Raw genomic sequence first — 25,167 nt, 5'->3', positions numbered from 1 at the left:
AGCCATCTTGAGAGGGATGGTTGGACTTTTTTTCGTTAATGACCTTTAGTAAAGAATCTGCTTCATCTGCATTCTCTGCTTTCTCTGTTTTCCGCAATCTAACTGGATTTTCTCCATCTATTTGAAGCCGATTTCTCGAGACCGAAAGGTTAACTGTATTTCCTGTAGTTAAATCCTTTCGATTTGCTCAATTTTTCAAAAATCATAGAAATTAAATGTACATTTTCCATCTAATCAGGCAAACACGTCAGATTCGGACAAAATAGCTGTAGTTAATACATCTAAACACGAATTGGCAACCACTATTCGCTCGCAAGCCAATAACCAGCCTCAAACCAGCTGATCAGGCGATGGCCGAATCAAGTTATGGTTGAGATTATATGATCAAAATAACAAGTAATTTATTATTAAAACCTGGAAGGATTTTCATGCATTTACTTGAATGATTAAGAAACATTGTAACAATCAAGGGAGCAGGAGATCTTATGGTGTATAAATGGGATGAAACGTATATACCCGATCAATCGGGAAAAACGGTCATTATTACTGGTTCTAGCAGTGGACTTGGATTGGAAACTGCGATAGCACTCGCCAGCAAAGGGGCGGAAGTGATTCTTGCTGTTCGAAATGAACAGAAAGGAATTGAGGCGTCCAAGCAAATTATTAAGCGTCATTCACAGGCAAACGTAAAGGTAATGAAGCTTAATTTAGGTGATCTTAACGACATTAACAATTTTGCGGTAGATTTTAAAAAGCAATATTCAAGGTTGGACATCTTGATCAATAATGCGGGCGTCATGATGCCGCCCTACGAGAAGACAAAGGACGGGTTCGAACTGCAGTTCGGTACGAACCACTTGGGTCATTTTGCATTAACCGGGTTGCTACTCCCCAAGTTGCTCAACACACCGAACTCTCGTGTAGTGACGCTCAGCAGCTTAGCTGCATTGAAAGGGCGTATATTCTTCGATAATCTGGATGGTTCCAAAGGGTATCGGGGATTCCCTTTTTATAGGCAGAGTAAGTTAGCCAATCTGTTGTTCGCAAAGGAGCTTCACCTACGGCTTAGCGCATCCAAGATGACCACCATGAGCATCGCGTGTCATCCTGGCATTGCTGCAACAAATATCACTTCCCGGGGTTCGGGGCGCGAAATGAAGTACTTAACTACATTAATGAATTCGTTGTTCCAAACTGCGGCGATGGGTGCACTTCCAACCTTATATGCCGCGACAGAACCGTCGTTGTTAGGAGGGGAATATATTGGTCCTGATGGCCGAGGGGCGAAGAAAGGATATCCGGCAATCGATACCTCCATTCACAAGATGTATGATCAGAGTGTTTCAGAGAAGCTGTGGCAGATTTCTGAGAAGTTGACGGGGGTTCAGTATACATTCCAGGAATGAGGGGTGGTTTGTATTGTAGCCTTTTGCTCATCTATCGGGCAGATTTGTTGAATATCTGAGATACAAGTGCAATCTAATTGTTGCTAAATGTGAGTTTGGTTCAACTTCATTTCGAAATTTACAGAGGTTAGGATTTCGGGTTGCCTTCACAAAGTCTGTATGGAAACGAAGAAGCGGCAGCCTGCAATAAATGGCTGCCGTTTTCTTAATTAAGGGGCAGAAGAGTTGAACACTCTCGTAACTAGGGGGATAAGTAAGCATGAAATTTTACCTATCATCATTTAAGATTGGGAATGAAGAATTAGCATTAAAACAAATAACCGAAAGCGGGAATAAAAGAGTTGCTTTTATCAATAATGCATTAGATTTCGCGACTGATCTGGAAAGACGGAAGCAAAGTGATGCATTGGACATATCTGACCTTGAAAGGCTTGGTTTTCAAGTAGAGATCTTTGATTTGAAGTGCTTTTTTAATAGTCATAACGAATTGGAGACAAAACTTGTAGAGTATGATGTGATTTGGGTAAGAGGTGGAAATACATTTGTCTTAGTACAAGCAATGAAATTAAGTGGATTCGACGAGATCATAAAGAAGTTCCATAGAAGTGGAAGAAATGTCGTTTATGGGGGATATAGTGCTGGAGTCTGTGTTCTTGGTCCAACACTAAGAGGAATTCACTTAGTAGATGATCCGACCCAAAAGCCCTATGGGGAACAACATCAAACGGTTTGGGAAGGATTAAACATTTTAGATTACGTAGTTGCCCCGCACTATAAATCAAATCATCCAGAATCTAAAGATATCGATAAAGTTGTAGAATATTTAATTGATAATCAAATACCCTTTAAAGTTCTAATGGATGGAGAAGCAATAATCATTAAATGATTAATTAATTTGTAAGTTTGAACGTAAGGACAATATACGATTGCGGTGGGGCTTGCCACGATGCAGCTCCGGAACGCAGGACTAGTTCAAGATAGGAGTTGAGAAATGAAGTATAACAACAAGCTAACTAGTGTAGTGAAGATTTGTTTATTCATGTTCACATTTCTGCTTTTAAGCGCGTGTAGTCAAACCGAGAAATATGAAACGATTGAGGTTTTTGCAATAGAAACACTTGATGATAAACAAAATGATAAAGGATTCTTTGAAAAAACGGGTTACAAGATAGTGAATGCAGTAACCACTATTGAGGATGGGAAAAACCATATGAAAACGGATATTAAATCTATTGAGGATTTTTATAATATGGAAGGTAACTATATACAAACAGAAATAATCCATTCTTACACAAACAAATCTAAGATGTTGCTCACTGAAGAAGGAAATACCCATAAAGAAAAACGTCAAGAACCCTCCACAATCCTTATGGCCCCTAACAATGCAATGGATTTTAAATTAAACAATATGACACAGGAAGAAAAAACACAGGTAAAAGAACATGTGCTAGATTTTATTGAGAAGTGATAAGGCGGAAGCCTCTCGCTCACCTAACGGACAGTTAAGTTAACCCAATAGGGATTAGAATTTATAAAATGAAATCACAATCAATTGTTTCATCATCTCCTTTGCCTCTGTATGAGCATTGACAATGGAACGTGCAATTCGTATGATCCAAATGAGGATGTAAAAAACTGTAAATGAGGTCGAATACAAATGACGACAGCTGATTGGGCGTACAACATTACCGAAATCACATTGTTTGTGGAAGATTTGCATCGGCCAAAGGCATTTTACCAAGAGACGTTCAAACTTGCGATCAAATATGAAGATGAAAGCTGTGTGGTATTCGATTATGGTAATACAAGCATCAATCTCTTAAATCAATCGAATGCCCACGAGTTGATAGAGCCGGCACAGGTTGGTCGTAGCGGAGAAGGCGCGCGGTTTCAGTTCACGATCCAAGTGCCAGACGTTGACCGGGTATGCGATGAGCTGGAAGTACGGGGAGTTAAGTTATTGAATGGACCGATTACGCGCCCATGGGGGCGGCGCACGGCTTGTTTTGCTGATCCAGACGGGCATGTGTGGGAGATGGCGCAGGTAATGTAAATCTCATTAATTACCGCATAGATCGCGGTTTTTTTAGTTAATGGGATTAAGTTCTTGTCACGAGCCAATGACAAGAACTTGATCCCATTCTCGACAGATGATTTCGGGAGTGAATGAGATGGATATTTTAGGTGCCATATTTTTTGAAGTATTTGCAAGTGTGGAGGCAGGCGATGGTATCTAGAAGAGCTAACTCAGTCATGATCTTAACTTTTATCATTCAAATTTTATTTTTGGTTATTTGGATAAGTGGCTCCTTATCGATTCTTGGTAACTCAGGGGGTGTAATTTTAAAAGGAGCAGAAATTATAGCTTGTATTGGTTTTGCAGCAGGTTTAACGGCATGTTTGCTAAGAAATAATCTATATTTTTGTATATTTATCGTTTTTTTTAGTGTGTGTAACTTCTTTTTTATTGCCATAGTATCTGGAATTGGTAGCATGTAAGTCTTTTGCCTCAATCCAAGATTGGATGGATCAAGTAATGATTCCTGATAGTCCAAATTTTCCATATTTTAGTGAACTGATCTAAGTTTTCTTACGTCTGTTTCAGGATACATTCTTAAACAGAGGGGGCTTTAAAGCGATGAAATCGCCGATTATGGATGATCCGAAGAAAAAAGAGATTGCTAAAAAGAGGCATTTTTCGCTGCGAATCAATCTATTTTTCTTTATAACCTTTGTTTTATTTTCCATACTCATCGTGCGGTTGGCTATGCTGCAGTTTGTTCAAACGAAAATACATAAAGCCGCAGAAAATAGAAATGGCACACAAACGATCCAAATTACCCCCATCCGCGGCAACATCTATGACTCCACGAAATCTCCGCTTGCGTATACCATTCCCATGCAATCTTTATTTTTTCGAATTGATCCCAGCGTTCAAAAGTTGGATGAATTAATTGCTATAGCTGATCGGCTTAAAGTCGATGTTTTCGACAAGTACGCCAAACCAAACTCCAAAAGTCCGACCCCGGAAGAAATCGTTCTAGCCATGGATATCGGTTACGACTACCACAAGAATGAAATAAAAAAGCCGAGCTATTACTGGGTTCCCCGAAGAATAAAGGCGGATTTGTCTAGCGGTGAGATCGCCTATATTTTAGAGCATCGAGATGAATTTAAATGGTTAGACGTAACGGAAGAAAGCATTCGAACCTACGAAATGGATGATGACGGCGATACAACAATGGCTACGCATTTAGTGGGATATACGAATTCTTTTACTTCACCGACAGCCAAAGAAATCTATAAAGATAATCCTATGATTCAAGAGTATTTAAGCTCGGAAAATGTGGGATTCGATGGCATCGAGCGTATGTATCAGGATGAACTGCGAGGCAGAAACGGCAGTAAGACATACCCCGTTGACGCCGTTAACAAAATCATTGGAAGAGCCGAAGTCGTGGCTCCAATTAAAGGGAATAATTTGTATCTGACCATTCAAAAAGATATTCAGAAAGCTACAGAGCGAATGCTGGAGGAACATATTAGCTACTTGCGCAGCCCATCTCACGCCAATGATTTGTATTTGAGTGTTGGGATGAAGGCGGCTTCCGGGTTCGCAGTTGCTATGGAGGTGGATACGGGCCGTGTTGTTACCATGGCGAACTTTCCGGATTACGATGCTAACGCTTGGACGGGTGGTATGTCGCCTAGTGTGTATAAAGAAATCGAACCATTTATTCCCAATGGCAGTATTCGAACGGCTAAAGCTAAGTATCCAGACGAAAAAGAAAATGCGAAACATCCATCATCGATTGTATTCATGGGTTCCACGATCAAGCCAATGTCTGTATTGATTGGTCTTAAAGAGAAATTTTTCAGCGGGTACGGCAAGGTTTATTACGATACAGGGTCGTTTAGCTTTGGTAGAGGTGGCAATAGTACCATCACTAATTCGGGGAAAGCGGCTTACGGGGATATGGATGCTGCCGGGGCCATTGAACATTCCTCTAACACGTTTATGTCTGAAAAAGTCGGTATTCCTTTCTGGGCCAAATATGGCAGAGAGAATCCTGCAGTGACTGCGAAATGGGCAGAATACATGGCGAAATTCGGAATGGGTATTAAGACAGGAAGCGGCCTGCCAGGTGAGCTTGCAGGATCTAATGATTTTATCAAAAATGCTGTAAATGACAGTTATCAGTCAGCGATGGTCTATGCCTCATGGGGACAAAATGAAAAAACGACAACCTTGCAGCTTGCTCAGTATACAGCTACATTGGCTAGTCGCGGCAAGCGGATGAAGCCTGTGTTCGTAGATGAAATTCGCGACTACCAGGGCCAGTTAGTTAGAAAAATCGAGCCTGAATTACTGGAAGACTCCTCCAAAGAGTTTGCCAAAGAGGACTGGAACACGATTATCCACGGGATGAAAAGCGGAGCAGAGGGGATTGAAGAGTTACCTTTTAATGTGGCGCGAAAAACAGGAACTTCTACACAAAGCGTATCAGGAGGTTCGGTTGAAAATGCGGTATTCATCGCCTTTGCACCCGTCGAGAACCCGAAACTTGCCGTCGCGGTTGTCGTGCCGGAAGGCGGCTTTGGACGCTATGGGGCTTCTCCGATTGCGGCTAAGATCTTTCAAGCTTATGACGCTGCTAACGACGGCATTTTGACGAAGCTGGGTGGCGGGAAGCGTCCTTGGTAGGTGTGTGGGACAGGTGAAAACCTGTCCCTTTTTCATGTCCAAAAAAACATAGGATAGTATCAGAAATTGAAGAAATGAGCATTCGAATCGGTTTGTTTAAAGGCTAGAATAAATAGATGATAGGAGTTCAAAACATGCTGGGAATTGCAGTAGACAACAGGGGGGCTAGACATCTGGATTGTGGATGACAAGGTCAGGGATTTATTCGAATTCAGAAAGGGGTGATGTGCCTATACGACCACTTGACCTAAATAATCTCAGAGGCGGACCAAATTTCATTTGAGAATCGAATTAGGCAAACCAATAAAAAACGGAAGGATGTTGATGTGATGGAGTTCTATCGACGTCTCAAAAAAAATTATTTCCTAGTTGTAGTTTTAACTATGGCTTTAGGCGGCATTTTTGGCGGGTCTGCCATCGCTTATGCGGATGATTTTGACGATCTAAGGATTAGAATGCAAGATCTCATCCTTGGAGGCACTTATGATCCGAACGACCCTGATATTAGTACGCAAATTAATAATGTTACCACAACTGCAAACGGATACTGGAGTTCGATGGATAAGTCTACAGGGCGCACTTATATTTGGAGTGACGCGACGTATCCTCCTTCGAACAACAATATTTTAACGACCTATCAAAGATTGAAAACGATGGCAGTCGTATACCACACGGTTGGTTCATCACTCTATCACAATACCGGTCTTCTAACGGATATTATCGATGCATTGGATTGGGTAAATACCCACTGGTACAATTCAAGTATTCCAATGCCTTCGGGACCCTCGACCGACGATAACAGTTGGTTTGCATGGGAGATCGGCATTCCACTAAATTTGAATGATATAACGGTTGTGTTGTATAACGAATTAACTTCTACGCAGGTTTCCAACTATATGGCGGCGGTGATTAATTCCACGGGGCCAGACTGTACCCAAAGGGAAGGGTCGACAGGAAGCGGAATAACCAAAACCGCTACTGGCGCTAATCTGGTTTGGAAATGCAACGTCCAGATTGTCCATCATACATTGATCAAGAATGGAACGGGGCTTACCAATGCGGTTAATGCACTTGAACCCGTGTTGAACTACGTCACAATTGGGGACGGATTTTACGAAGATGGATCGTTCATCCAACACAAGTATTTAGCCTATACAGGTGGTTATGGCCTCAACATGCTAACCGATATAGTCGATTTGATCTATTTGGTAGGTGATTCACCATGGGAATATACCAAACCGAACATAGCCAATTTATATCAATGGATTTATAAAGGGTACCAGCCTTTGGTGTATCGCGGCTCGTTGATGGATATGGTTGCCGGGAGAGAAATCAGCCGTAAACCACTTGCGAACCCCATAACAGGCATTTTTGATCAGGAGCATCAGAAGGGTCAAACCTATATCGGGAATCTTATCATGCTTTCTATGATAGCTCCACCTCAGGATGCGGCTAACTTTAGAAGAATGGCCAAAGGGATGGTACTTGCTGATACGTATTCCCCATTTCCTGGTAAAATCAGACGTTTCGCTATTACTCCGATTAAAAATCTGTTGAACGATTCGGGTGTAACGCCAATCAGCACTATGAATTTGCACAAGATCTTTAGTGCCATGGATCGAGTCGTCCATCAACGTCCTGGATTTGCTGTAGGGCTAAGCATGTTTTCTACACGAACCCAAAATTACGAAGCGCTTGGCAAAGAGAACATAAAGGGATGGTATACCTCCTATGGGATGCTGAACCTTTACACGGCTGAGGATTTTAGTCAACATAGCGATTATTTCTGGCCGACGGTCGATCCCTATCGACTTCCTGGCACGACTGTAGATAAAGGGACGAGAGCAAATGCTTCCTACGAAGTGAGACTGGGGACCAAAAACTGGGTGGGAGGCGTATCACTTAATAATCTATATGGGACAACGGGAATGGATCTTAAGGATATGGCTAGTCCACTAGCTGCGAAAAAATCCTGGTTTATGTTCGATGATGAAATTATGGCTCTTGGGGCAGGCATTACGGACTCCCGTCCAGATCACGTAGAAACCATTGTGGAAAACAGAAGAATAAACGGCAACGAATCGTTAACTGTCAATGGCTCGGCGAAATCAACTACGTTAGGCTGGTCCGAGACGATGACAGGCACCAATTCGATTCACCTTGGAAGTCAAAATCTTGGGTATTACTTCCCGAATGGAGCTACCGTGCAAGGTTTAAGAGAAACGAGAACCGGGGCTTACAGTGATATTGCAACCTGGAATAATCCGGATCCAACACAGGTCTCTAGAAACTATATGACCTTATGGTTCGACCATGGAGCTGCACCGACTAACGCGATGTACGCATACACGATTTTGCCGAACAGAACCAGTACTCAAGTAAGCAGTTATGCTGCCAATCCGAACACCGTTATTTTGAGGAATGATACCAGTGTGCAGGGCGTATATAATACATCCTTAAATATGATTGGTGCCAATTTCTGGACCGATACTTCAGCCTCCGTCAATGCAAGTGGAATCACTGATTTTCTAAAAAGCGATAAGAAAGCTTCGGTAATGACAAAGGAGACGGCTAACAACTTAGAGGTGGCTGTGTCAGATCCAACACAAGCTAATACTGGCACCATTAATATTGATATTAAAAGAAGTGCAACAGGGGTCATATCCAAGGACTCGGCCATTACTGTGACGCAACTAAGTCCAACCATAAAATTCAGTGTGAACGTGAATGGAGCCCTGGGTAAATCGTATCAAGTGAAATTCAGTTATGTCTACGAGGCGGAAGATCTTACAACAACAGCATCGGGGGCAGTAGAGGCTGATTTTACTGATGCAGGGGCCTCTAACGGAGCAGGAAACAAGTTAAATGCCGATGGGATCAACGACTACGTGGAGTATAGTGTTGATATACCATCAAACGGAACGTATAACATCAAGGTGGGAATAAAAAAAGATGCTTCAAGAGGAAAATTCAAGCTATACTTGCCACAAGGCAATAAATATGTAGGTACGGAGCAAGACCAATATGCTTCAGCCATTGACCATGTGGAATTGGATTTTGGAAACTATACCTTTAACTCTAGTGGAACAAAGATAATCAGGTTTATTGTTACAGATAAAAATGCAAGCAGTTCTGGATACACGTTGGCGAACGACTATATTAGGCTAACGCCGCAGTAATGTAAAATGACTTGCACCAATACGGCCGGGGAGCTCCCTGACCGTTTTGGTGCGCTTGCGCGCTGTAATATCAGTTTTCATTGCCCCAAAGGCTATCATTCAAAAGGACGGGGAACGATACTTACATAAGAGATCAACGGCTGTCGCGCAGTCTGAAGATCTCCGTTTTGTTGAACTTGAGGGCAGAATAGTGATATTGCTTGAGTATAAGGTTGAAATGGTAACTTTTTACTTTTCACTTCGTCTAATTCATTAGAAATTAATACTGGGAGTGATGAATGTGAAAAAGTTTGTTATAGGTCTAATTTGCGGAATTGGTTTAACAGCAACAACTGCCGTGTACGCCTCAGATACAATTCAATCGTATTTGTTTCCAGTTAAATTTGTGCTCAATAGCGTAAGCCATGAAGTCGATAGTAATGAATATGTGGTTTTGAACCATAATGGTCACGCGTATGTACCTATTCGTTGGGTTGCTGAAAATATGGGAGCGACTGTAAAATACCAAGAATCAGCGGGGAACAAGCTCCCAAGTATTATTTTGGAGTATCCGACCGAAAACGGATTATTAATAAAAGATCCCAAAGAAAATAGTGTATCTATCGAAAATTTGCAATTGAAAAAACTCGTGCATGATTATCCAACTTATGTAACGGGACAACTTAAACTTGTGGATTCTCCATATCCTATGTCTGCTGTAAAATTCACTTTGTCTTTTTATGATGTTAACGGAAAGTTAATTGAAAAAGGAGACGGTACTGGTCAGATGATGAAATCAGGTGAAATCCAAACCGTATGGGTGTATGCAGGGGCATTGAAGAACTATTCGTCCGTAACTCTTACAGTCACTGAAATTATAGATATTAGTGATGCAGGACACGACAATCAATAAGGGCTGCCGCGAGGTGGTTTTTTTATTTTATGATCAAGTTCTTGTCACGAGCCAATGATAAGAGCTTGATCTCATTGCCGAACTATCAATGCATTGGCAGCGTCTAAATATATGGGATTATTTGTTAGTATAGAAAAGGAGCATTATGTTTCTGTACGCATGGAAGAAGGAAGAAATTTGGCACTATTAGGAGATACAAATATGAAAAAAAAGTGGATTACTATTACAATTACTGGGGTGGTTATTGCAGGAATTCTTTCTCTTACACCTGCATTGGCTACTTCTACTCCAAAAGAAAATGCATCGACCTCTAAAGTAGTAACTGTACCAGCAGAGCAACAACAAAAGAAGGAAGTCGTAGAGCGATTGTACAAATCATGGGAAAATGGAATCATTAAGATTGAGGAGAGTCAAGGTGGAGAATTTAATAGGGATGACTGGGATTTAATATACGGAGTTGATATTGACAGACATTTCACAAACCAACTTTCAGATGTGGAAGCGCAATCGTTTTTTATGGCACTAGACGAGGCTAAAAAAGCATATAAAACGGGTGACTCTCAATATGGAATTTTGTTGAGTAAAGATCAAAAGGCAGCAAGAGTAGTATGGGAACGTGCTAGCGGAGGCTTTCATATAGCGGATATCGTATTAAAAATCAAATCCACAACATTGAATACAGAAGAAAATATATGGAAACTAGTTAATCAAGAGGAACTGCAATAGGTAACGACTATTCATGATGGTATAATCATCAAGGATATTGGGATTATTTTGATTCAGGATAACGTCTCTAATGTTGAAATTTTGAAGGTAAACAGGTGAAGCAAATGAATCTAAAAGAGCAGTTTGGCGATATTGATATTTATTTATTTGATCAGCTATTAAAAGGTCGTATTACGCCGGGAATGCGAATTCTCGATGCCGGATGCGGCTCTGGTCGCAATCTTATCTATTTGCTGCGTAACGGGTATGATGTGTATGCAGTGGATCGATCTGAGGAAGCAATTGACGCTGTTGAGAGGCTTGCCATGAAGATAGCACCTGACTGGTCGAACGAGCGCACACGGGTTGAAGCTCTTGAGAAGATAAGCTTTGATGATCACTATTTTGATTTTATTATTAGTAACGCTGTTCTGCATTTTGCTGAGAATGAGGCCAACTTTCAGCAAATCGTGCATGAATTATGGCGTGTACTTAAGCCTGGCGGGCTGATGTTTGTACGACTTGCATCATCAATTGGAATTGAAACGAAGGTAAAGCCACTCGGGGATGAACGTTATAAACTGCCAGACGGGAGCATCCGTTTTCTTGTGGATGAAGAGAGATTACTGAAAACTACGGAAGAGTTGAAGGGGATACTATTTGAGCCTATTAAAACGGTCAATGTGGCCGGGCAGCGTTGTATGAGTACTTGGTGCGTGAGAAAGTCCATGTAAAAAGAAGGAGGGGGAGCATGACAGGGGGATCATAAAGCCGCAATCGAGGTTGATATGCTAATGGGCAGAATACATCCAAGTTATGGTAATATGGAGATAACAACAAAATGAATCTAGTGGGTGATGGCATGAACCTTGCAAACAAAATAACAGTCGTAAGAATCGGAATGATTCCTTTTTTCATGCTGGCACTTCAACATTACCCATCTTGGATGGTGGAGCAGTTTGGCTTTTTGAATCACATCAATCAGTATGGATTGTATTGGGCAATAGCAATATTTATCATTGCATCAGCAACAGACAAGTTAGATGGTTATATAGCACGCAAATATAATCAGATAACGAATTTCGGTAAGCTTGCAGACCCATTAGCTGATAAACTTTTAATATCGGCAGCGTTGGTAATGATGGTTCAACAGAACATGATTCCTTCTTGGATAGCGCTAGTGATCATTGGTCGGGAAGTAATGGTATCTGGCATTCGTACTATTGCAGCGTCAAGGGGAGTGGCACTTGCCGCCGATAAACATGGCAAAATGAAGATGGTACTACAGGTTGTTGCAATCGCCGCAGTTTTATTAGGGAATTTTCCGTTTTACTATTTTACAAATTACCCAATTGACTTTCTGATCATGATATTAGCTGTTGGTTTGACTGTTTACTCTGGATACACTTACATGAAAAACAATTATCGCAAACTGCATTTGGATAGCTTATGACATCTCGTTAACGAACCGTTGAATTAACCGATATCGATAGTTAAACGACAAAAGGAGCCGCGAAAGCTGCTCTTTTTGTCATTCAGCTATCGGGTAGTTTATTTTACGTTATTAAATAAGTCATGGACATACATGCACAAATTCTATATAGGTGAATTTAATGAAATAGAAGAAAGGTGAATTTACAAGAGGAGTGGTATTATTGAAAATTACTGCTTGTCCTGCTACTAGGAAAATAACCCTTCAACAGCGGCTTACACAACTTCAAAACAAATTTATTGTATTTTTGGCTGATAATCGCGGGAGAGACCTAGTGAATCAAAATGGTCTAATTAGGGAAGTTAACGAATCGTCTCTTGTCGTGCAAGCAGAAAATGGTAGGCTAATTAGGCACAATTTTTCTGATATTGGGAAATATGATTTCCCTGACTTAGTGCCTAAGAGAGAGCTAAATTTTCTCGCTTTTATCAAGACAAAAAAACAAGGAGAATTCAATGGTCCTTTAGTTAGAATTGGAACAGATTTTGTTGAAATAACTGGAGTAGATAATAGTGGTGAACAACCGATAGATTTAACATTGATAATACCTCGACGCGAAATTATTAGAATAGAATGTGAAAGAGAGGGAGGCGAATAATTTACTCTATTAAATTATTGTCTTAAATCAGGCGTTAATTACATTGACCGCTCTAATATATAGGGCGGCTTTTCTTATTATTAGTTATTAGTAACTATAACATTGCTGCCCATTATAAACGAGGACAATCCTTTGTACGGAATGCGCCGCGCCGCTCACTCAGGACGACTTAGCCGTTTCGTCTTGTGGCTGCCGGATGATTCGAATATGATGGAAGAAGGACGTTTCAAGTAGATCGAGCTAAGGAGGCAAAGATGAACGAAGCCGCTTTTGATATGAAGTTATTTGAGAGCTGCAAGCCGGGGTTAACCTCGTATTGTTATCGAATGTTGGGATCCATTGATGATGCGGACGATGCTGTACAGGAAACCTTAATTCGGGCATGGCAGAGCTGGGATCGATTCAGACAGGACTCATCTTTTAAAACATGGATTTACCGCATAGCGTCGAACTTATGCCTGGACAAGTTGAGGCAAGCGAAGCGCCGTATGCTTCCCGTTGACTTGTCCGATCCGGCAATCAAGATTGTCGAACCGAACGAAACGCTGCCAGACTCGTCATGGATTTGGCCCTCACCCGAGTTTGGAGAAAATCCGGAAGATGCTTTCGTTCGCAAGGATACCCTTCAGCTCTGTTTTGTCGCACTCTTGCAAACCTTGCCGCCTCGTCAACGCGCGGTTCTTATTCTGAAGGATGTCTTTGAATGGTCTACAAAACAAATTGCGGAAACGTTGGGAATGTCGCCGGCAGCAGCGAACAGCGCCTTGCAGCGAGCCAGGGAGACGATGGAACGAACGCAGCTTCGCTCCGACGAATTTAGTAAGATGAATGTCCATCCCGACCAGAATCTTCTATCGCGGTATGTGGAAGCGTTTGAGCAATTCGATATCAATGCGCTTGTGTCGTTGTTTCATGAGGAAGGTTGTATGTCCATGCCGCCTTTCGCCATGTGGATAAGCGGGCAAGAAGACTTGTCCGCGTTTTTTGCGCTTACGCGCTGGCATTGCGAGGGGTCCAAATTTTTGCCAACTACAGTGAATGGCGGTCATCCCGCTCTGGCGCAATATGTGCCGGGGAAGGAAGCATCCGTCCTGGTGCCTTGGGGCATTCACGTGATTGAAGTGAAAGATAATCGGATATTCCATGTTCAAAATTTCATAAATGCAAAATTATTTTCCCGATTAGGGCTTCCGGAACAAATAGACCGATGAATTCAGAGATTGGCATTCGTCTATATGTATGAGAAACAAAATTCCCGTAAAGAGGTGTCCTTCACAATGGAAACAAGCAATTCAACAAAAGTAACCGTAGAGACTGTCGTTCAAGCCCCTGTAGCAAAAGTATGGAGTTATTGGACCGAGCCGGATCACATTACAAAGTGGAATCAACCTTCCGAGGAATGGCATGCGCCAAGAGCGGAGAATGATTTGCGAGCAGGCGGCGAATTCCTGACAAGGATGGAAGCGAAGGATGGCAGCATGGGTTTTGATTTTAGTGGAATTTACGACGAAGTGAAGCTGAATGAGAAGATTACCTACACATTGGGAGACGGACGGAAAGTGGATATTGCGTTCGTCGATCAAGGGGAGACCACTAAGGTTGTTGAAATCTTCGATCCCGAGAACACTCACCCCGTTGAGTTCCAACAAGCGGGTTGGCAAGCGATTATGGATAATTTCAAACGATATACGGAAGCATCATAGGAGTAACAAAACGCGCTCAGCCTCCAAAGGACGGCAGAGCGCGTTTTGCTTTGGACGAAAGAGCAATTATTGTGCTCTATCGTTATACATAGTATCACGACATGAGGGTAACCGGTCGCGCGATCGGTTGCCATCGTTCGTTGAAGTAACGGGCAGGATAGTTACAACATGTGGTAACATATGGATAAAGCTTAGGGGAGGCGTTTAAACTTGAAATTAGCTAAACTATCTCTTATAAGTGGACTCATTGGTGGTGGTGATAGGTGTGAAAAGCATATGCTATGTTGTTTTGCCTGATAATTTGTTTTTAGATGATAATACGGTTTATACATTTGTAAAAAATCATATTATTAATTACTATTCCGAGTTAGAAGTTGAGCCGTACAAAAGATTCTTTTCTGAAAAAGAAACTTTAGAAATTGCAAAACGAAAAGGATTTAGTAATTTATTTGATTTTGAAGAACACCTAAAAAATCATAATAATGATGATGGAATAGAGAATGGATTATACTACTGGATTACCACGTTTAATGAACAATGGCGTTGGGACGGCTTTGGGATTGATGGCGTTAAAAAAGGTTATGATTTAGTAAATGAAGTATTACCATATTCTGTAGTTACTCCAGATGGTATTTGGCATTCTGAGAGGGACTATGGATACAAACCAATTTTAGATTTTAATAATGGTTTTAAGCAACATCCAGACAACATTGAGCCCAGAAAAAAGTGGATAGAATATATAGATAGTTTTTTTAAAGAGTATAAAGGTAAAAACTTTGCTATTTTATTTGTCCATTCATAGGAATGAAGTAATTAAGCCAGACTGTGTAAAAAAATGAAAAGGCAATCTGCACTATAATTAAAGATAGAAATCTAATGTATTCCTTTTGAATAAGCGGCACGCATCTTCTAACACTATATTCACGCATCAGGCATTCGATAGTTCATTACGCTAACGCAGAACTATAGTTGAAACAATCAGGGAGCAGATCACAGCGGCTGGCAATTAGTATAAATATGATAGATTCAGGATTACTATATTCATACGGAGGAAGCACCTTTTGGGTGCTTCTTTTTTTATGCATGAATGCGTTCTATCCCGTAAGAGTCCGAGTATATTGTAGGGAGGATTCGATCTCATTTTATGAGGCGAGAAACGAGGGGATCTTAGCTTGCAGGCATATTTTTTACTCATGATGTTGCTCATGGGGGGCCTGACCTCCACGGTACAGCAGGATAATCCGTTAGATTCCATTTGCTCGAATTCAAATGTAAGCGCATCCATAAAATCTCAGGTTGATAAATCCGTGATTCATTACACGAACAAGGCTATTTTTTTAACTTACCATCACTTAGACGAACAAGAATCTTTCATTACAATTACGCCTGCCAAGTTTAAACAGCACCTGCAATTATTAAAAGATACACATTACAACGTTGTCCCTATAGAAGACTATGTTTGTTTCAAGGCGCACCGCAGGATATTGCCGCCAAATGCGGTTGTGATCACATTCGATGATGGCTATCGCTCCTTCTATGAGAAGGCATATCCGTTGTTGAAACAGATGGGGTACCCCGCGACTAACTTTTTAATCATCAGTGATATTAACTCGGACTATCCGTCCTTACCGTTCCTGACGTGGGATCAGATCGTGGAGATGAAGCGAGATGGATTTAGCTTCTACTCCCATACCTATGATCTACATCAGAAAAAGAGTGACGAAGAAGGTAAGCTGGTACCGGCGCTGACGAATCGAATTTATGTTCCAAGTCTTCGAAGGACCGAATCGGAAGAAGAACGGAAGTTTCGTGTACGAGATGACTTGCTCATTGGAGAAGCGATTCTGAAAGCCAAGCTGCATAATCAACTTTCGATGCTTTGTTTCCCAATGGGGGAATACAATTCAACGACTATTAGTGAAGCGAGATTGCTCGGGTTCTCTTTATTTTTTACGACCAAAGAGGGAATTAATACGGGGAACAGCGATGAAGTTATGCGGATTAGCGTTGGGATGCCCTATGTCTCAGCTGAACATTTGACACGTAAATTGCAACAATACGACAATTGAATGATAAAAAGGATGGCTGTTCCAAGCCAATCGACCAAGAAGGAATTAAAATTAGAAAAGGGCTGCCACGCTGCAGCCCTTTTCTCAACTAATGGGCAGGTTAACGCAACGATTTCTCCCCATTTTCGTCTAATATTGAGAGAGATCCGTCGATAGGAGTGAAACTGTGAATAAGATATTCCTCTCTTTGTTAGTATTACTATTTCTCTGTGCGTGTGATCAACAATTTAATAAAGAAGGTTGGTTAAAAGAACCTGAGAAAAGGAATGATATGGTATATAGTTTGATAAATAAATACGAACTTGTAGGAATGACAGAGGAAGAAATCATTCGTTTACTAGGAAAACCTGAGCAAAAGATTGATAAACCTAATATTCAATATGTTTACTACCTGGGCACAGCAGGATTAATGGCTGTTAGTGTTAGTTTGCTTCGATTACAATTTGATCAAAACGGTAAATTAGAAAGCCATGAAATAGATTATAGTTAATATCTCTATTATTCATCCCCGAAGGTGTATTTTTGCGTATCTTAAAAGGAAATAAACTCAGTTATTTGTTAAGCTAACAGGTACTATAGTTTAACAAACCTAAGAAGGCTGCCTCGTGCAGCATTTTGTGTTGACTGGTGGAAATGTTTAATTACGATCTAATATATATGCAATAGGGAGTATTCCTATTTATGGTATTATTGGTTTGTGAATATGAATGTATTATTATTTATTTTTTGGGGTTTTTCTGTTTGGTATAAGTGGATTAGAAAAGTTTAGATCTACGTAGCTGGAGAGCTATTACTTTTAAGAGTACACAGAAAGAGCAATTGAAGAATTTAACACCCACTAATATTTGGAATTTACTAAACTACATGCATTTTATTAGTTTAATTCTCAGTATCGCGGGGCTTGTATAGTTCGTGTTATATCTCAATTCTCAACATAAAAAGTTGAATGAATTCAATGGAAACGATAGTTTATAAGTCCAGTCAGGTGCCTTAGCAAAAAGGTCGCAATGCAGCAATGAGTGCGTCAGTCGATGGATACCTGTCCTTATCGTTTACGTCAAATGGATTTAATAACACACGCCTAAGATCTCTATCGCGGATTTCCGCCTTATGGATATCCGCTAGCGTCCCGTTCATTAGGAAAGCGCATATTTTGCACACAGCCTGTAGCTCCTTATTCATGACAGCGGGACTCACAATCTCTTTGGCAATGTTGAAATCTATTACTTTGACCGTCTCAGGCTTATTGTGAAGTATCATTACATTTTTGGGCAGCACATCATTATGGATATACCCTGTTTTGTGGAGTTGTCTAAGCCCCTTGAGGATATTGATTGTAATCTCTACACTTAAGTCCTGATCCCGCTTATTGGTGAAGGTATTATGAAAGTCATTACCCAAAGTCGACCCCCGAATATACTCAGTAACCAAATAGCCTCTTTCCCCGATCTCAAAATAATCATAATAGCGTGGCAAAAACTCACCGTTCCTGTAACTCTGCATAATCCGCGCTTCGCGTCTTGCCGCTTCACGGTTGGAAGTCTCTTTGATTGCCAGCTGGCGTCCTTTCGAATCATATGCTTTATAGACCTTGCCTAAAGCTCCGGACCCGATCAGGTTAAGATCAACGGTATATCCACCCCACATGGTTCCCATCATAGCCCCTCCTATTTCTACGAGATTGATAGATTGATAGATTTAATTTATGTTGACCGTGCAAAAATTGCTTGGACATATATATCAAAAATTATAGCGGGTTAGATAACGAGAACTTACGCGCCAATGCAGAAGTCAAAATTTCTTTAGTAGGCAGTCTCGTTAACGGTGACTATTTCCAGCTAAGACTTGCGTCCAAAATGAGTGATGGTAATAACAAGAAGTATAGGATTATTAAACCCGCATTCTCACCAGTAGCGGGCGCGGTGTTGTTAGCGTTAAAGCAATTAAATATATCGATAGAACAGGAACTTTTACATAATCTCAGTCAACATCCTTGTTCTCTGAATTAACAAAATAGTGCGCAAAAGCCTGCCTCGATGGCAGGCTTTTTTGATTGCCTTTTGTGGAGGTGTCACATGATAAAAAATCCAGTACCGAGAGCGCCTAACTTTCAAGCATTTCGCTTTTCCACCGCATAATGTGTAAGCATGAAAGGGGTGGGTGGATTGACGACAATCAGAATCGCTGCAGTCGGGGATTTGTTGATGAAAAAGAAGATGATCGCCTCAGCCGCAAGGGAAGGCGGATTCGACCCTATTTTTTCCAAAGTAAAACCTTATCTGCAGAAATCTGATTTAACGATAGGCAATCTGGAGACGACATTCTCCGGCAACGATTTTCGCGAAAAGCCCGGAAAGCTATTGTTCAATACCCCTGACGAATTCGCTACTACGCTTCGGAACTTGGGCTTCCATGTAGTAGGCACAGCCAATAACCATTGTATGGACGGGAAACAAACCGGTTTGAGACGAACATTAGATGTCCTCGATCAACATGGCCTGCAACATACGGGAACGTATCGCTCTGCACAGGAAGCCCGCCGGAAACTGATTGTTAACGTAAAGGGAATAAACATCGGAATATTGGCGTATACGAAAGGCACGAATGGGATCTCAGTGCCAGAGCCATGGTTAGTTAACCGGCTAAACCAACGGAAAATAATAGCGGACGTACGCAGTTTGAAGAGTAGAACTGATTTTATCATTGCTTGCCTACATTTCGGGAAAGAATTTCGAACCTATCCCGACCGTAACCAAATCCGGCTCATGCAACTGCTGTTTAATCAAGGTGTAAACGTAGTGCTGGGAGCGCATCCCCATGTCCTGCATCCTATCAGAATGTTTAAGGTGAAGGACATCGACGGACGCATTAGAAATAGGGTAGCGGCGTCTTCTTTGGGGAATTTCGTATCCACCGAACTTCCCCAGCATACCGCTAGACTGCGAGGAACAATATTGATGTTAAAAGTAACGAAAAATGCAAAAGGAATAACGGAAGTGTTGAAAATGTCAAATGTGCCAACCCGCATTTTGCAAAATGCAGGGAAGAAAAACGTTTATCGGGTTGTACCGGATTGGTAGAACGGTTATCAACAAATTGGGGTGAAGGTATGAGGTACTGGAATAACAAGTTAGGCAAATACAAGGCGTTGTTAACTAATGAAGAACTAGCGAGTAATCTACCACCAACACTCCGTGCAACCGAAGCAAACGTGGAGGGGATGTTGGAAAAATATCACGCTGTCTATCTAAAGCCGAGTAATGGTACAGGAGGCTATGGTATTTTTAAGTTGTCTCGCACTGATTCCCGATATCGGTTGGAGAATGGCACACGGCACCGTTCATTCGCAACCATTAAGGGAACGTACATTGCTTTCCAGAAGGCAAAAAGGAAGAAAACCTACTTGGTGCAGAAGGGCATCCCCTTACTCCACTATAAGGGACTTCCGTTTGATCTGCGTATTATGGTACAGAGAAACCGGCAGCGTAAGTGGGAGGTAACCGGAATCGTGGGTCGAGTAGCACTGCCTAATAAGGTCGTGACCAACTACCATAGCGGAGGGAGGCCGATGCCGGTGGGTAAGCTGCTTTCCCCGTTTATGCTTAAAGAGGAGCAGGTTTCTTATATTGAATCGCTTGGAGTGCTAGGTGTTAGGATAAGTAAACATATGAGTGGAATTTTTCCGAAGTTTAGGTCGTATGGAGTGGATATAGGTATTGATAAGGAGATGAAGCCTTGGATCATTGAGGTCAATACACAGCCAGATAAATACATTTTTAATGCTCTTTCCGATAAGCGGATGTTTCGCAAAATCATACGTTACGAAAGGTTCACAAACTAACGGTGAACGAGAGTTCAATAGATTGTATCACCACTAATCCCTAAATCCAATAATGAAAACGGAAGGATAAAGTCAGGTTTTACGCAACGAATCCCTATTTTTCGTTTAAAATAAAGGGGATTCGTATGTGGTAACCGCGTTTGTTCAATAAACCATCAATGGGAGGCTGCCAGCATGATCGGCAGCCTCCATTACGTTAAACATTCCTGTTAAGGCTAAGAAATGGCCTTTGTCAAAAAAGGAGCGCCTCGGTATGATGGGTTTGTCCCGGGCTTAAAACCCAACACCATCAAGGAGGCGCTCTTATTATGAATTTTAAACAATATCGACACCTCTCATTTAGTAATACCATAGAAGGCTTTGACAAGCTGCAACGTTGGATAGAGGGAATTCTACAAAAGCACCGTTTAAACCGTGTAATCATAGGCATGGAACCCACTGGACATTATTGGTGGAACTTAGCGAATTGGCTTACAAACAAAGGCTTGAACGTCGTCCTAGGAATCCAGCCGCTGTTTCTGTTTTGAGTGACTTTGCAGGAAGCCAGTAGCTGCTTCTCCTCCCGACAGGCACCCCTGTGTGCCAAACCTTCCTAGCCTGGCTACCGCCATAATAATGGACGATTCTCACCCGTCATTTATACTATGTCAAACTCTTGCAAGCAGAGTAAGAATAGTATAGTGCTCACATCTCGATACTTTATAAGGAGGTAACCGATTCCATGTCGATCAAACGAGACAAATGGATGCAATATCGTATCCTGAAGGATACGTCCTCTCTCGCCGCACGGTTGCCTAAAACGCGATTGCTAAAGCTATACGAGTTAGCGAAGCTACTTCTTCAATATCATTGCCTCGTTCTGAAGCCGCGTGACGGGAGCTTCGGACGGGACATCCTGTTCATTACCCGAAACGGAGTGAACTCCTATCGTATTCATAACGAAAATAAAACGGTCACAATGAAAGACACCGAGCAGTTACTCAAATGGATCGGTAAAAAAACTAAAGGATGTGGGTATATTGTCCAAAGCCGCTTGCAGCTTGCTCAGATTCAACACAAGCCGTTCGACATTCGGATAATGGTGCAGCGAAGAAAGGGTACTTCGTCCACTTGGAAAGTGACAGGCTCATACGCCAAAGTGGCGGCGCAGGGGTATCTCGTCACGAATGTGCCTAGCCTCATCGTTCCAGTGCCTAGGGCACTAAAAGTGTCCCGCATCGGGGATCGAAGCTTATTCGTCAAAGCCGAACGGGTCGCGCTCTTGGCTGCCAAACGGCTTGGAGAGCATTTCCCGAAGCTGAGGCAAGTCGGGTTCGATATTGGCATCGATAAGAAGAGTCAGATTTGGATCATCGAAGGTAATTACCTGCCGGATTTGCACCCTTTCAGGCTCTTGAAAGATTCCTCGATGTATCACAGAATACGGTGGTATCAAAAACATTAAAGTAGCGGACCATTTGAAGATTCGCTGTTTTTCGTTGGACCGCAGTGTTCGCAAACTGATACCGCGTGGATAAGAACAAAAATAAAGATTATACCCCATAAAACTAATGGCCCCAACTCGTTCAGCTTCTAGATAGGAACGGTTTAGCGCAGGAGTGGCTCGATAGGAAATCAGGGTTAGGTCGAAGTACAATCGATACCTTGGCCTCTAGTGACGATGATCGCGCACCCAAAGCACGAACAATGCAGAAGATACTGATCGCGCTACGAACGATAGATCCTAGCATTAGAGCTACGTAATATTGGGATATATAAATACAAAATAAGACGACTAGCCTTTTATTGGCCGGTCGTCTTATTTTTGCTTGGTACATATTCTTGATAATGCCCGCATCGGGTTTTACTTACGTCTCTTGGAACTTACAACACGCGTCACTTGGAACTGATTTGGTCCTACTTGTATAATTGCAAACTGGCTGTAAGAAGTGCCGCTAGAAGTATATGGTTCCGCTTCAATATTTCCATTTGGAGTTCTAACGGTTGCGGTGATCTTCGTCACCAAGCAGGCTCCACGACTAGAAGCTGTCCAAGTATTGCCACTTGCAACACTATAATCGTCGTTAGAACATACAAACGATGCGTATACAACTGTCCCAGACGCAAAATATGGCGTAGAGTTATGGATCTGTACGAGTGGGTACCTTAATCCCATACCTGTACCTCCCTTCTTGTTGATGTAATTCTAGTAAATGCTGTTGGAATGGTTTTGGTAAGGTATAACCGTGGACAAGAAAAAAAAAAAAGCACGTCCGCCCGGTGTTCGCGCAGATCAGCTTATGATGCTGCACTTCAATAAACGAAAACAAGCCACCTCTCGGCAAAAACGAAAGATGGCCTATACAAGATTCAGTGAAGTGTCATACGTGAATAATAATGATTGGGACAAGCGTGTTAATACCCTCATCGTATTCAAGTCTGACTCCCAGTTTTATAGTATTAGGAACACATCCTATGAAAGTTATTTATAAGAGTTCAATTCTAGATTTCCAAGAAATTCTAGAAAGTATGGATTTTCAAGAAAAGTAATCCTTATAAACTAAACAGAGAACTTTTAGCCTAATAATCAACTTAGACGCGGATGCCGGCATGGATCAGCAGCCGCGCTATACGAACGGGCAGTTTAGCGCAACAACATCTTCCCTGACGCATATCTATTTATAAGGTAATTTTTCCTTTATTTTCTTTCCGTTACATAAAATCTTCGAGGAGAGACGTAATGAAGAAAAGGCTTATTATCCTACCCATTATTGCGCTACTTATTATACTGGTAGCTACAAAGCCAAGCTCAAAAGACTATCATGCATATCTTCAAGCAGAACATGGATTGAATTGTGAAAGGGCAAGTGATAAATGTATTCATACAAACCTCGATTTAATGTCTAATCATATTCGTTCCTTGCCATTTTTCATGATGGCAAATACCCAAATCTTCGGAGACGAGAACAATAAAATAAGAGTAATAGGAGTTTTTAATCATTTCTTTGTTATTCAAAACAAACTTAAACCACAATAACGGGAAGTACGGCTGCCTTTTCTCAAATACAGGGCAGTTATGTGGCAAGTCAAGAACATCATACTTAGTCCAATGAGTATTATGCTTGCACTTTTGTGCACGAAATGCTAGGAAATGTTACCTCTAGCTGGTGTATATTGTTAATAGAGGGGGTAAGGTATGGATTGGCTTGAGAGAATGAATAACGCAATAAATTACATTGATGATAATCTAAGAAATGAAATTGACCATGCTGAAGTCGTTAAAATTGCATGCTGCTCCGTGCATCATTTTCAACGGATGTTCTCGTACATTACTGAAGTGCCTCTATCTGAATACATACGACGTAGAAGATTAACGCTTGCTGCGTTCGATTTGCAAACCACTGATGTTAGAGTTCTCGACGTTTCTTTGAAATACGGATATGACTCTCCAGAAGCATTTACACGTGCATTTCAAGCTTTACACAAAGTCACGCCTACAGCTGCACGTAGAACTGGTGTGAGATTAAAAGCTTTTCCTCGTATGACTTTTTCATTTAATATTAAAGGAGCTATTGGTATGAATTACAGAATAGAGCACCTTGAAGCGTTTTCAACGATTGGGTTCAAAGCACGGGTGAATACTAATAAAGCTTTCGAAGTGCTTCCAGGTCTTTGGGAAAAGGCAAAACATAACGGACAATTAGATAAACTTATTGAGATATTATGGGCATATCCGCCAAGGAAGCCAAGAGGTATATTGGGGATTTGTGCCAATGGTAATTTCGGAAATAATGAGGAATTCGATTATTACTTTGCGGCTATTTCCGGCGATAATATCCCCGAAGACATGGAAATGCTGAACTTCTCCGCGAGCACATGGGCGGTCTTTGAAGTGACTCCTGAACTAGATGTTCAAGGGATTTGGAAAAGACTCTATACAGAGTGGGTTCCAACATCAGGATACGAACTAGCCAACTTGCCTGGTATTGAGTGCTACTACCCACCAGATCATCATCCTTCAGCAGAAGTATGGATTGCAGTTTCGAAAACCCCTTGATTAAGCTCTATCGAAGGAACGAGAGCTCAATAAACTTTGAGAGGAGACTGCAATGGATCGGCAGCCTTCTAAATAGTATAAGGTAGTGGTCTTGAGTTGATAATGGAGGATACAACACAACTTTAAAGAATAAGAAAATGAACCCAAAGGAATTCACAGGAGCTAGAATATGACGATGAGGAATATGATTAAGTCCATTCTTGTAAAAGTAGTAATCGCCGCTATCTTGACAATCATACTCAGCGCTGTTCTTTATTTTTTAGGTCGTGGTCCGAATCCTATTGGGATTTTTATCGTTATTATGATAATACTTTTCTTTTGGGATGGGATATTATGGGCAATTATAAATCGATAATAAAATAGATAAAAATAAGGAGAACGATAGTGGAGGAGCTTGCTTGTTGGCGGGCTTCTTTTTTATTTCTTTGAAGTATCGGGCAACTATATGCTCAACTGCCTTTTCGCAATCTCAACTGTAGGTCAGGCTACTTCCAATATGTGTTAATATGAAAGGGTTCGAATTTGTCAGAACTGGTAGTCA

The 25,167-nt window shown here is 41.4% G+C and carries 23 protein-coding genes and 2 pseudogenes; 23 read left to right on the top strand and 2 right to left on the bottom strand.

Annotated features, from left to right (window positions below):
• The first annotated feature begins 485 nt into the window (after window positions 1-485).
• From AC58QM_RS14280 to AC58QM_RS14200, 17 genes and pseudogenes are all read left to right on the top strand, one after another.
• Window positions 486-1,406: an oxidoreductase gene (locus AC58QM_RS14280; RefSeq protein ID WP_497284994.1), complete on the top strand. Its 921-nt coding sequence runs from the start codon at window positions 486-488 to the stop codon at window positions 1,404-1,406.
• Window positions 1,407-1,665: 259 nt separating this feature from the next.
• Window positions 1,666-2,292 carry a Type 1 glutamine amidotransferase-like domain-containing protein gene (locus tag AC58QM_RS14275; protein WP_497284992.1) on the top strand — a complete coding sequence of 209 codons (627 nt, stop codon included), beginning with the start codon at window positions 1,666-1,668 and terminating at the stop codon, window positions 2,290-2,292.
• A 105-nt stretch (window positions 2,293-2,397) separates the two neighbouring features.
• Window positions 2,398-2,874, top strand: coding sequence for a hypothetical protein (locus AC58QM_RS14270; RefSeq protein ID WP_497284990.1), 477 nt, complete (start codon window positions 2,398-2,400; stop codon window positions 2,872-2,874).
• Between the two features lie 189 nt (window positions 2,875-3,063).
• On the top strand, window positions 3,064-3,459 hold the full coding sequence (locus AC58QM_RS14265) for a VOC family protein (protein WP_497284988.1): 396 nt from the start codon (window positions 3,064-3,066) through the stop codon (window positions 3,457-3,459).
• A gap of 173 nt (window positions 3,460-3,632) precedes the next feature.
• On the top strand, window positions 3,633-3,905 hold the full coding sequence (locus tag AC58QM_RS14260; protein ID WP_497284986.1) for a hypothetical protein: 273 nt from the start codon (window positions 3,633-3,635) through the stop codon (window positions 3,903-3,905).
• A gap of 139 nt (window positions 3,906-4,044) precedes the next feature.
• Entirely contained in the window at window positions 4,045-6,111 is a 2,067-nt protein-coding gene (locus AC58QM_RS14255) for a peptidoglycan D,D-transpeptidase FtsI family protein (RefSeq protein WP_497284984.1), read from the top strand.
• Window positions 6,112-6,440: 329 nt separating this feature from the next.
• Window positions 6,441-9,290: a polysaccharide lyase family 8 super-sandwich domain-containing protein gene (locus AC58QM_RS14250; RefSeq protein WP_497284982.1), complete on the top strand. Its 2,850-nt coding sequence runs from the start codon at window positions 6,441-6,443 to the stop codon at window positions 9,288-9,290.
• A 280-nt stretch (window positions 9,291-9,570) separates the two neighbouring features.
• Entirely contained in the window at window positions 9,571-10,182 is a 612-nt protein-coding gene (locus tag AC58QM_RS14245) for a hypothetical protein (protein ID WP_497284980.1), read from the top strand.
• Window positions 10,183-10,383: 201 nt separating this feature from the next.
• A complete protein-coding gene (locus AC58QM_RS14240; protein ID WP_497284978.1) occupies window positions 10,384-10,908 on the top strand; it encodes a hypothetical protein in 525 nt (174 codons plus the stop codon).
• A 104-nt stretch (window positions 10,909-11,012) separates the two neighbouring features.
• Window positions 11,013-11,621: a class I SAM-dependent methyltransferase gene (locus AC58QM_RS14235; protein ID WP_497285306.1), complete on the top strand. Its 609-nt coding sequence runs from the start codon at window positions 11,013-11,015 to the stop codon at window positions 11,619-11,621.
• 107 nt (window positions 11,622-11,728) lie between these two features.
• Window positions 11,729-12,340 carry a CDP-diacylglycerol--glycerol-3-phosphate 3-phosphatidyltransferase gene (gene pgsA / locus AC58QM_RS14230; RefSeq protein ID WP_497284976.1) on the top strand — a complete coding sequence of 204 codons (612 nt, stop codon included), beginning with the start codon at window positions 11,729-11,731 and terminating at the stop codon, window positions 12,338-12,340.
• A gap of 202 nt (window positions 12,341-12,542) precedes the next feature.
• The gene (locus AC58QM_RS14225; RefSeq protein WP_497284974.1) at window positions 12,543-12,977 is read left to right on the top strand and encodes a hypothetical protein; all 435 of its coding nucleotides are present in this window, start codon (window positions 12,543-12,545) and stop codon (window positions 12,975-12,977) included.
• Between the two features lie 242 nt (window positions 12,978-13,219).
• A pseudogene (locus tag AC58QM_RS14220) lies at window positions 13,220-14,188 on the top strand (sigma-70 family RNA polymerase sigma factor); the annotation flags it as partial.
• Window positions 14,189-14,254: 66 nt separating this feature from the next.
• Window positions 14,255-14,680, top strand: a complete 426-nt coding sequence (locus AC58QM_RS14215; RefSeq protein WP_497284972.1) for an SRPBCC family protein — start codon at window positions 14,255-14,257, stop codon at window positions 14,678-14,680.
• A gap of 250 nt (window positions 14,681-14,930) precedes the next feature.
• Window positions 14,931-15,482, top strand: a complete 552-nt coding sequence (locus AC58QM_RS14210; RefSeq protein WP_497284970.1) for a hypothetical protein — start codon at window positions 14,931-14,933, stop codon at window positions 15,480-15,482.
• 370 nt (window positions 15,483-15,852) lie between these two features.
• Window positions 15,853-16,749: a polysaccharide deacetylase family protein gene (locus AC58QM_RS14205; RefSeq protein ID WP_497284968.1), complete on the top strand. Its 897-nt coding sequence runs from the start codon at window positions 15,853-15,855 to the stop codon at window positions 16,747-16,749.
• A 166-nt stretch (window positions 16,750-16,915) separates the two neighbouring features.
• Entirely contained in the window at window positions 16,916-17,239 is a 324-nt protein-coding gene (locus AC58QM_RS14200; RefSeq protein WP_497284966.1) for a hypothetical protein, read from the top strand.
• 500 nt (window positions 17,240-17,739) lie between these two features.
• Here AC58QM_RS14200 and AC58QM_RS14195 read toward each other — a convergent pair whose 3' ends face one another.
• Window positions 17,740-18,405 carry a protein kinase family protein gene (locus AC58QM_RS14195; protein ID WP_497284964.1) on the bottom strand — a complete coding sequence of 222 codons (666 nt, stop codon included), beginning with the start codon at window positions 18,403-18,405 and terminating at the stop codon, window positions 17,740-17,742.
• Window positions 18,406-18,914: 509 nt separating this feature from the next.
• Here AC58QM_RS14195 and AC58QM_RS14190 point away from each other — a divergent pair.
• From AC58QM_RS14190 to AC58QM_RS14175, 4 genes and pseudogenes are all read left to right on the top strand, one after another.
• Window positions 18,915-19,829: a CapA family protein gene (locus AC58QM_RS14190; RefSeq protein WP_497284963.1), complete on the top strand. Its 915-nt coding sequence runs from the start codon at window positions 18,915-18,917 to the stop codon at window positions 19,827-19,829.
• A gap of 29 nt (window positions 19,830-19,858) precedes the next feature.
• On the top strand, window positions 19,859-20,590 hold the full coding sequence (locus AC58QM_RS14185; RefSeq protein ID WP_497284961.1) for a YheC/YheD family protein: 732 nt from the start codon (window positions 19,859-19,861) through the stop codon (window positions 20,588-20,590).
• A gap of 296 nt (window positions 20,591-20,886) precedes the next feature.
• Window positions 20,887-21,117: pseudogene (locus tag AC58QM_RS14180) on the top strand (hypothetical protein); the annotation flags it as partial.
• Window positions 21,118-21,311: 194 nt separating this feature from the next.
• Window positions 21,312-22,034 carry a YheC/YheD family protein gene (locus tag AC58QM_RS14175; RefSeq protein WP_497284959.1) on the top strand — a complete coding sequence of 241 codons (723 nt, stop codon included), beginning with the start codon at window positions 21,312-21,314 and terminating at the stop codon, window positions 22,032-22,034.
• A gap of 399 nt (window positions 22,035-22,433) precedes the next feature.
• Here the strand turns inward: AC58QM_RS14175 and AC58QM_RS14170 are convergent, their stop codons facing one another.
• Window positions 22,434-22,745 carry a hypothetical protein gene (locus AC58QM_RS14170; RefSeq protein ID WP_497284957.1) on the bottom strand — a complete coding sequence of 104 codons (312 nt, stop codon included), beginning with the start codon at window positions 22,743-22,745 and terminating at the stop codon, window positions 22,434-22,436.
• Between the two features lie 564 nt (window positions 22,746-23,309).
• Between AC58QM_RS14170 and AC58QM_RS14165 the strand changes: the two genes are divergently transcribed.
• A complete protein-coding gene (locus tag AC58QM_RS14165; RefSeq protein ID WP_497284955.1) occupies window positions 23,310-23,606 on the top strand; it encodes a hypothetical protein in 297 nt (98 codons plus the stop codon).
• A 159-nt stretch (window positions 23,607-23,765) separates the two neighbouring features.
• Window positions 23,766-24,626 (top strand): GyrI-like domain-containing protein, encoded by an 861-nt coding sequence (locus AC58QM_RS14160; protein ID WP_497284953.1) that lies wholly within the window; start codon window positions 23,766-23,768, stop codon window positions 24,624-24,626.
• Window positions 24,627-25,167: the final 541 nt, after the last annotated feature.

It is taken from the genome of Paenibacillus sp. J22P165, assembly GCF_059692015.1.
This window is presented reverse-complemented; position numbering and strand designations above follow the sequence as displayed.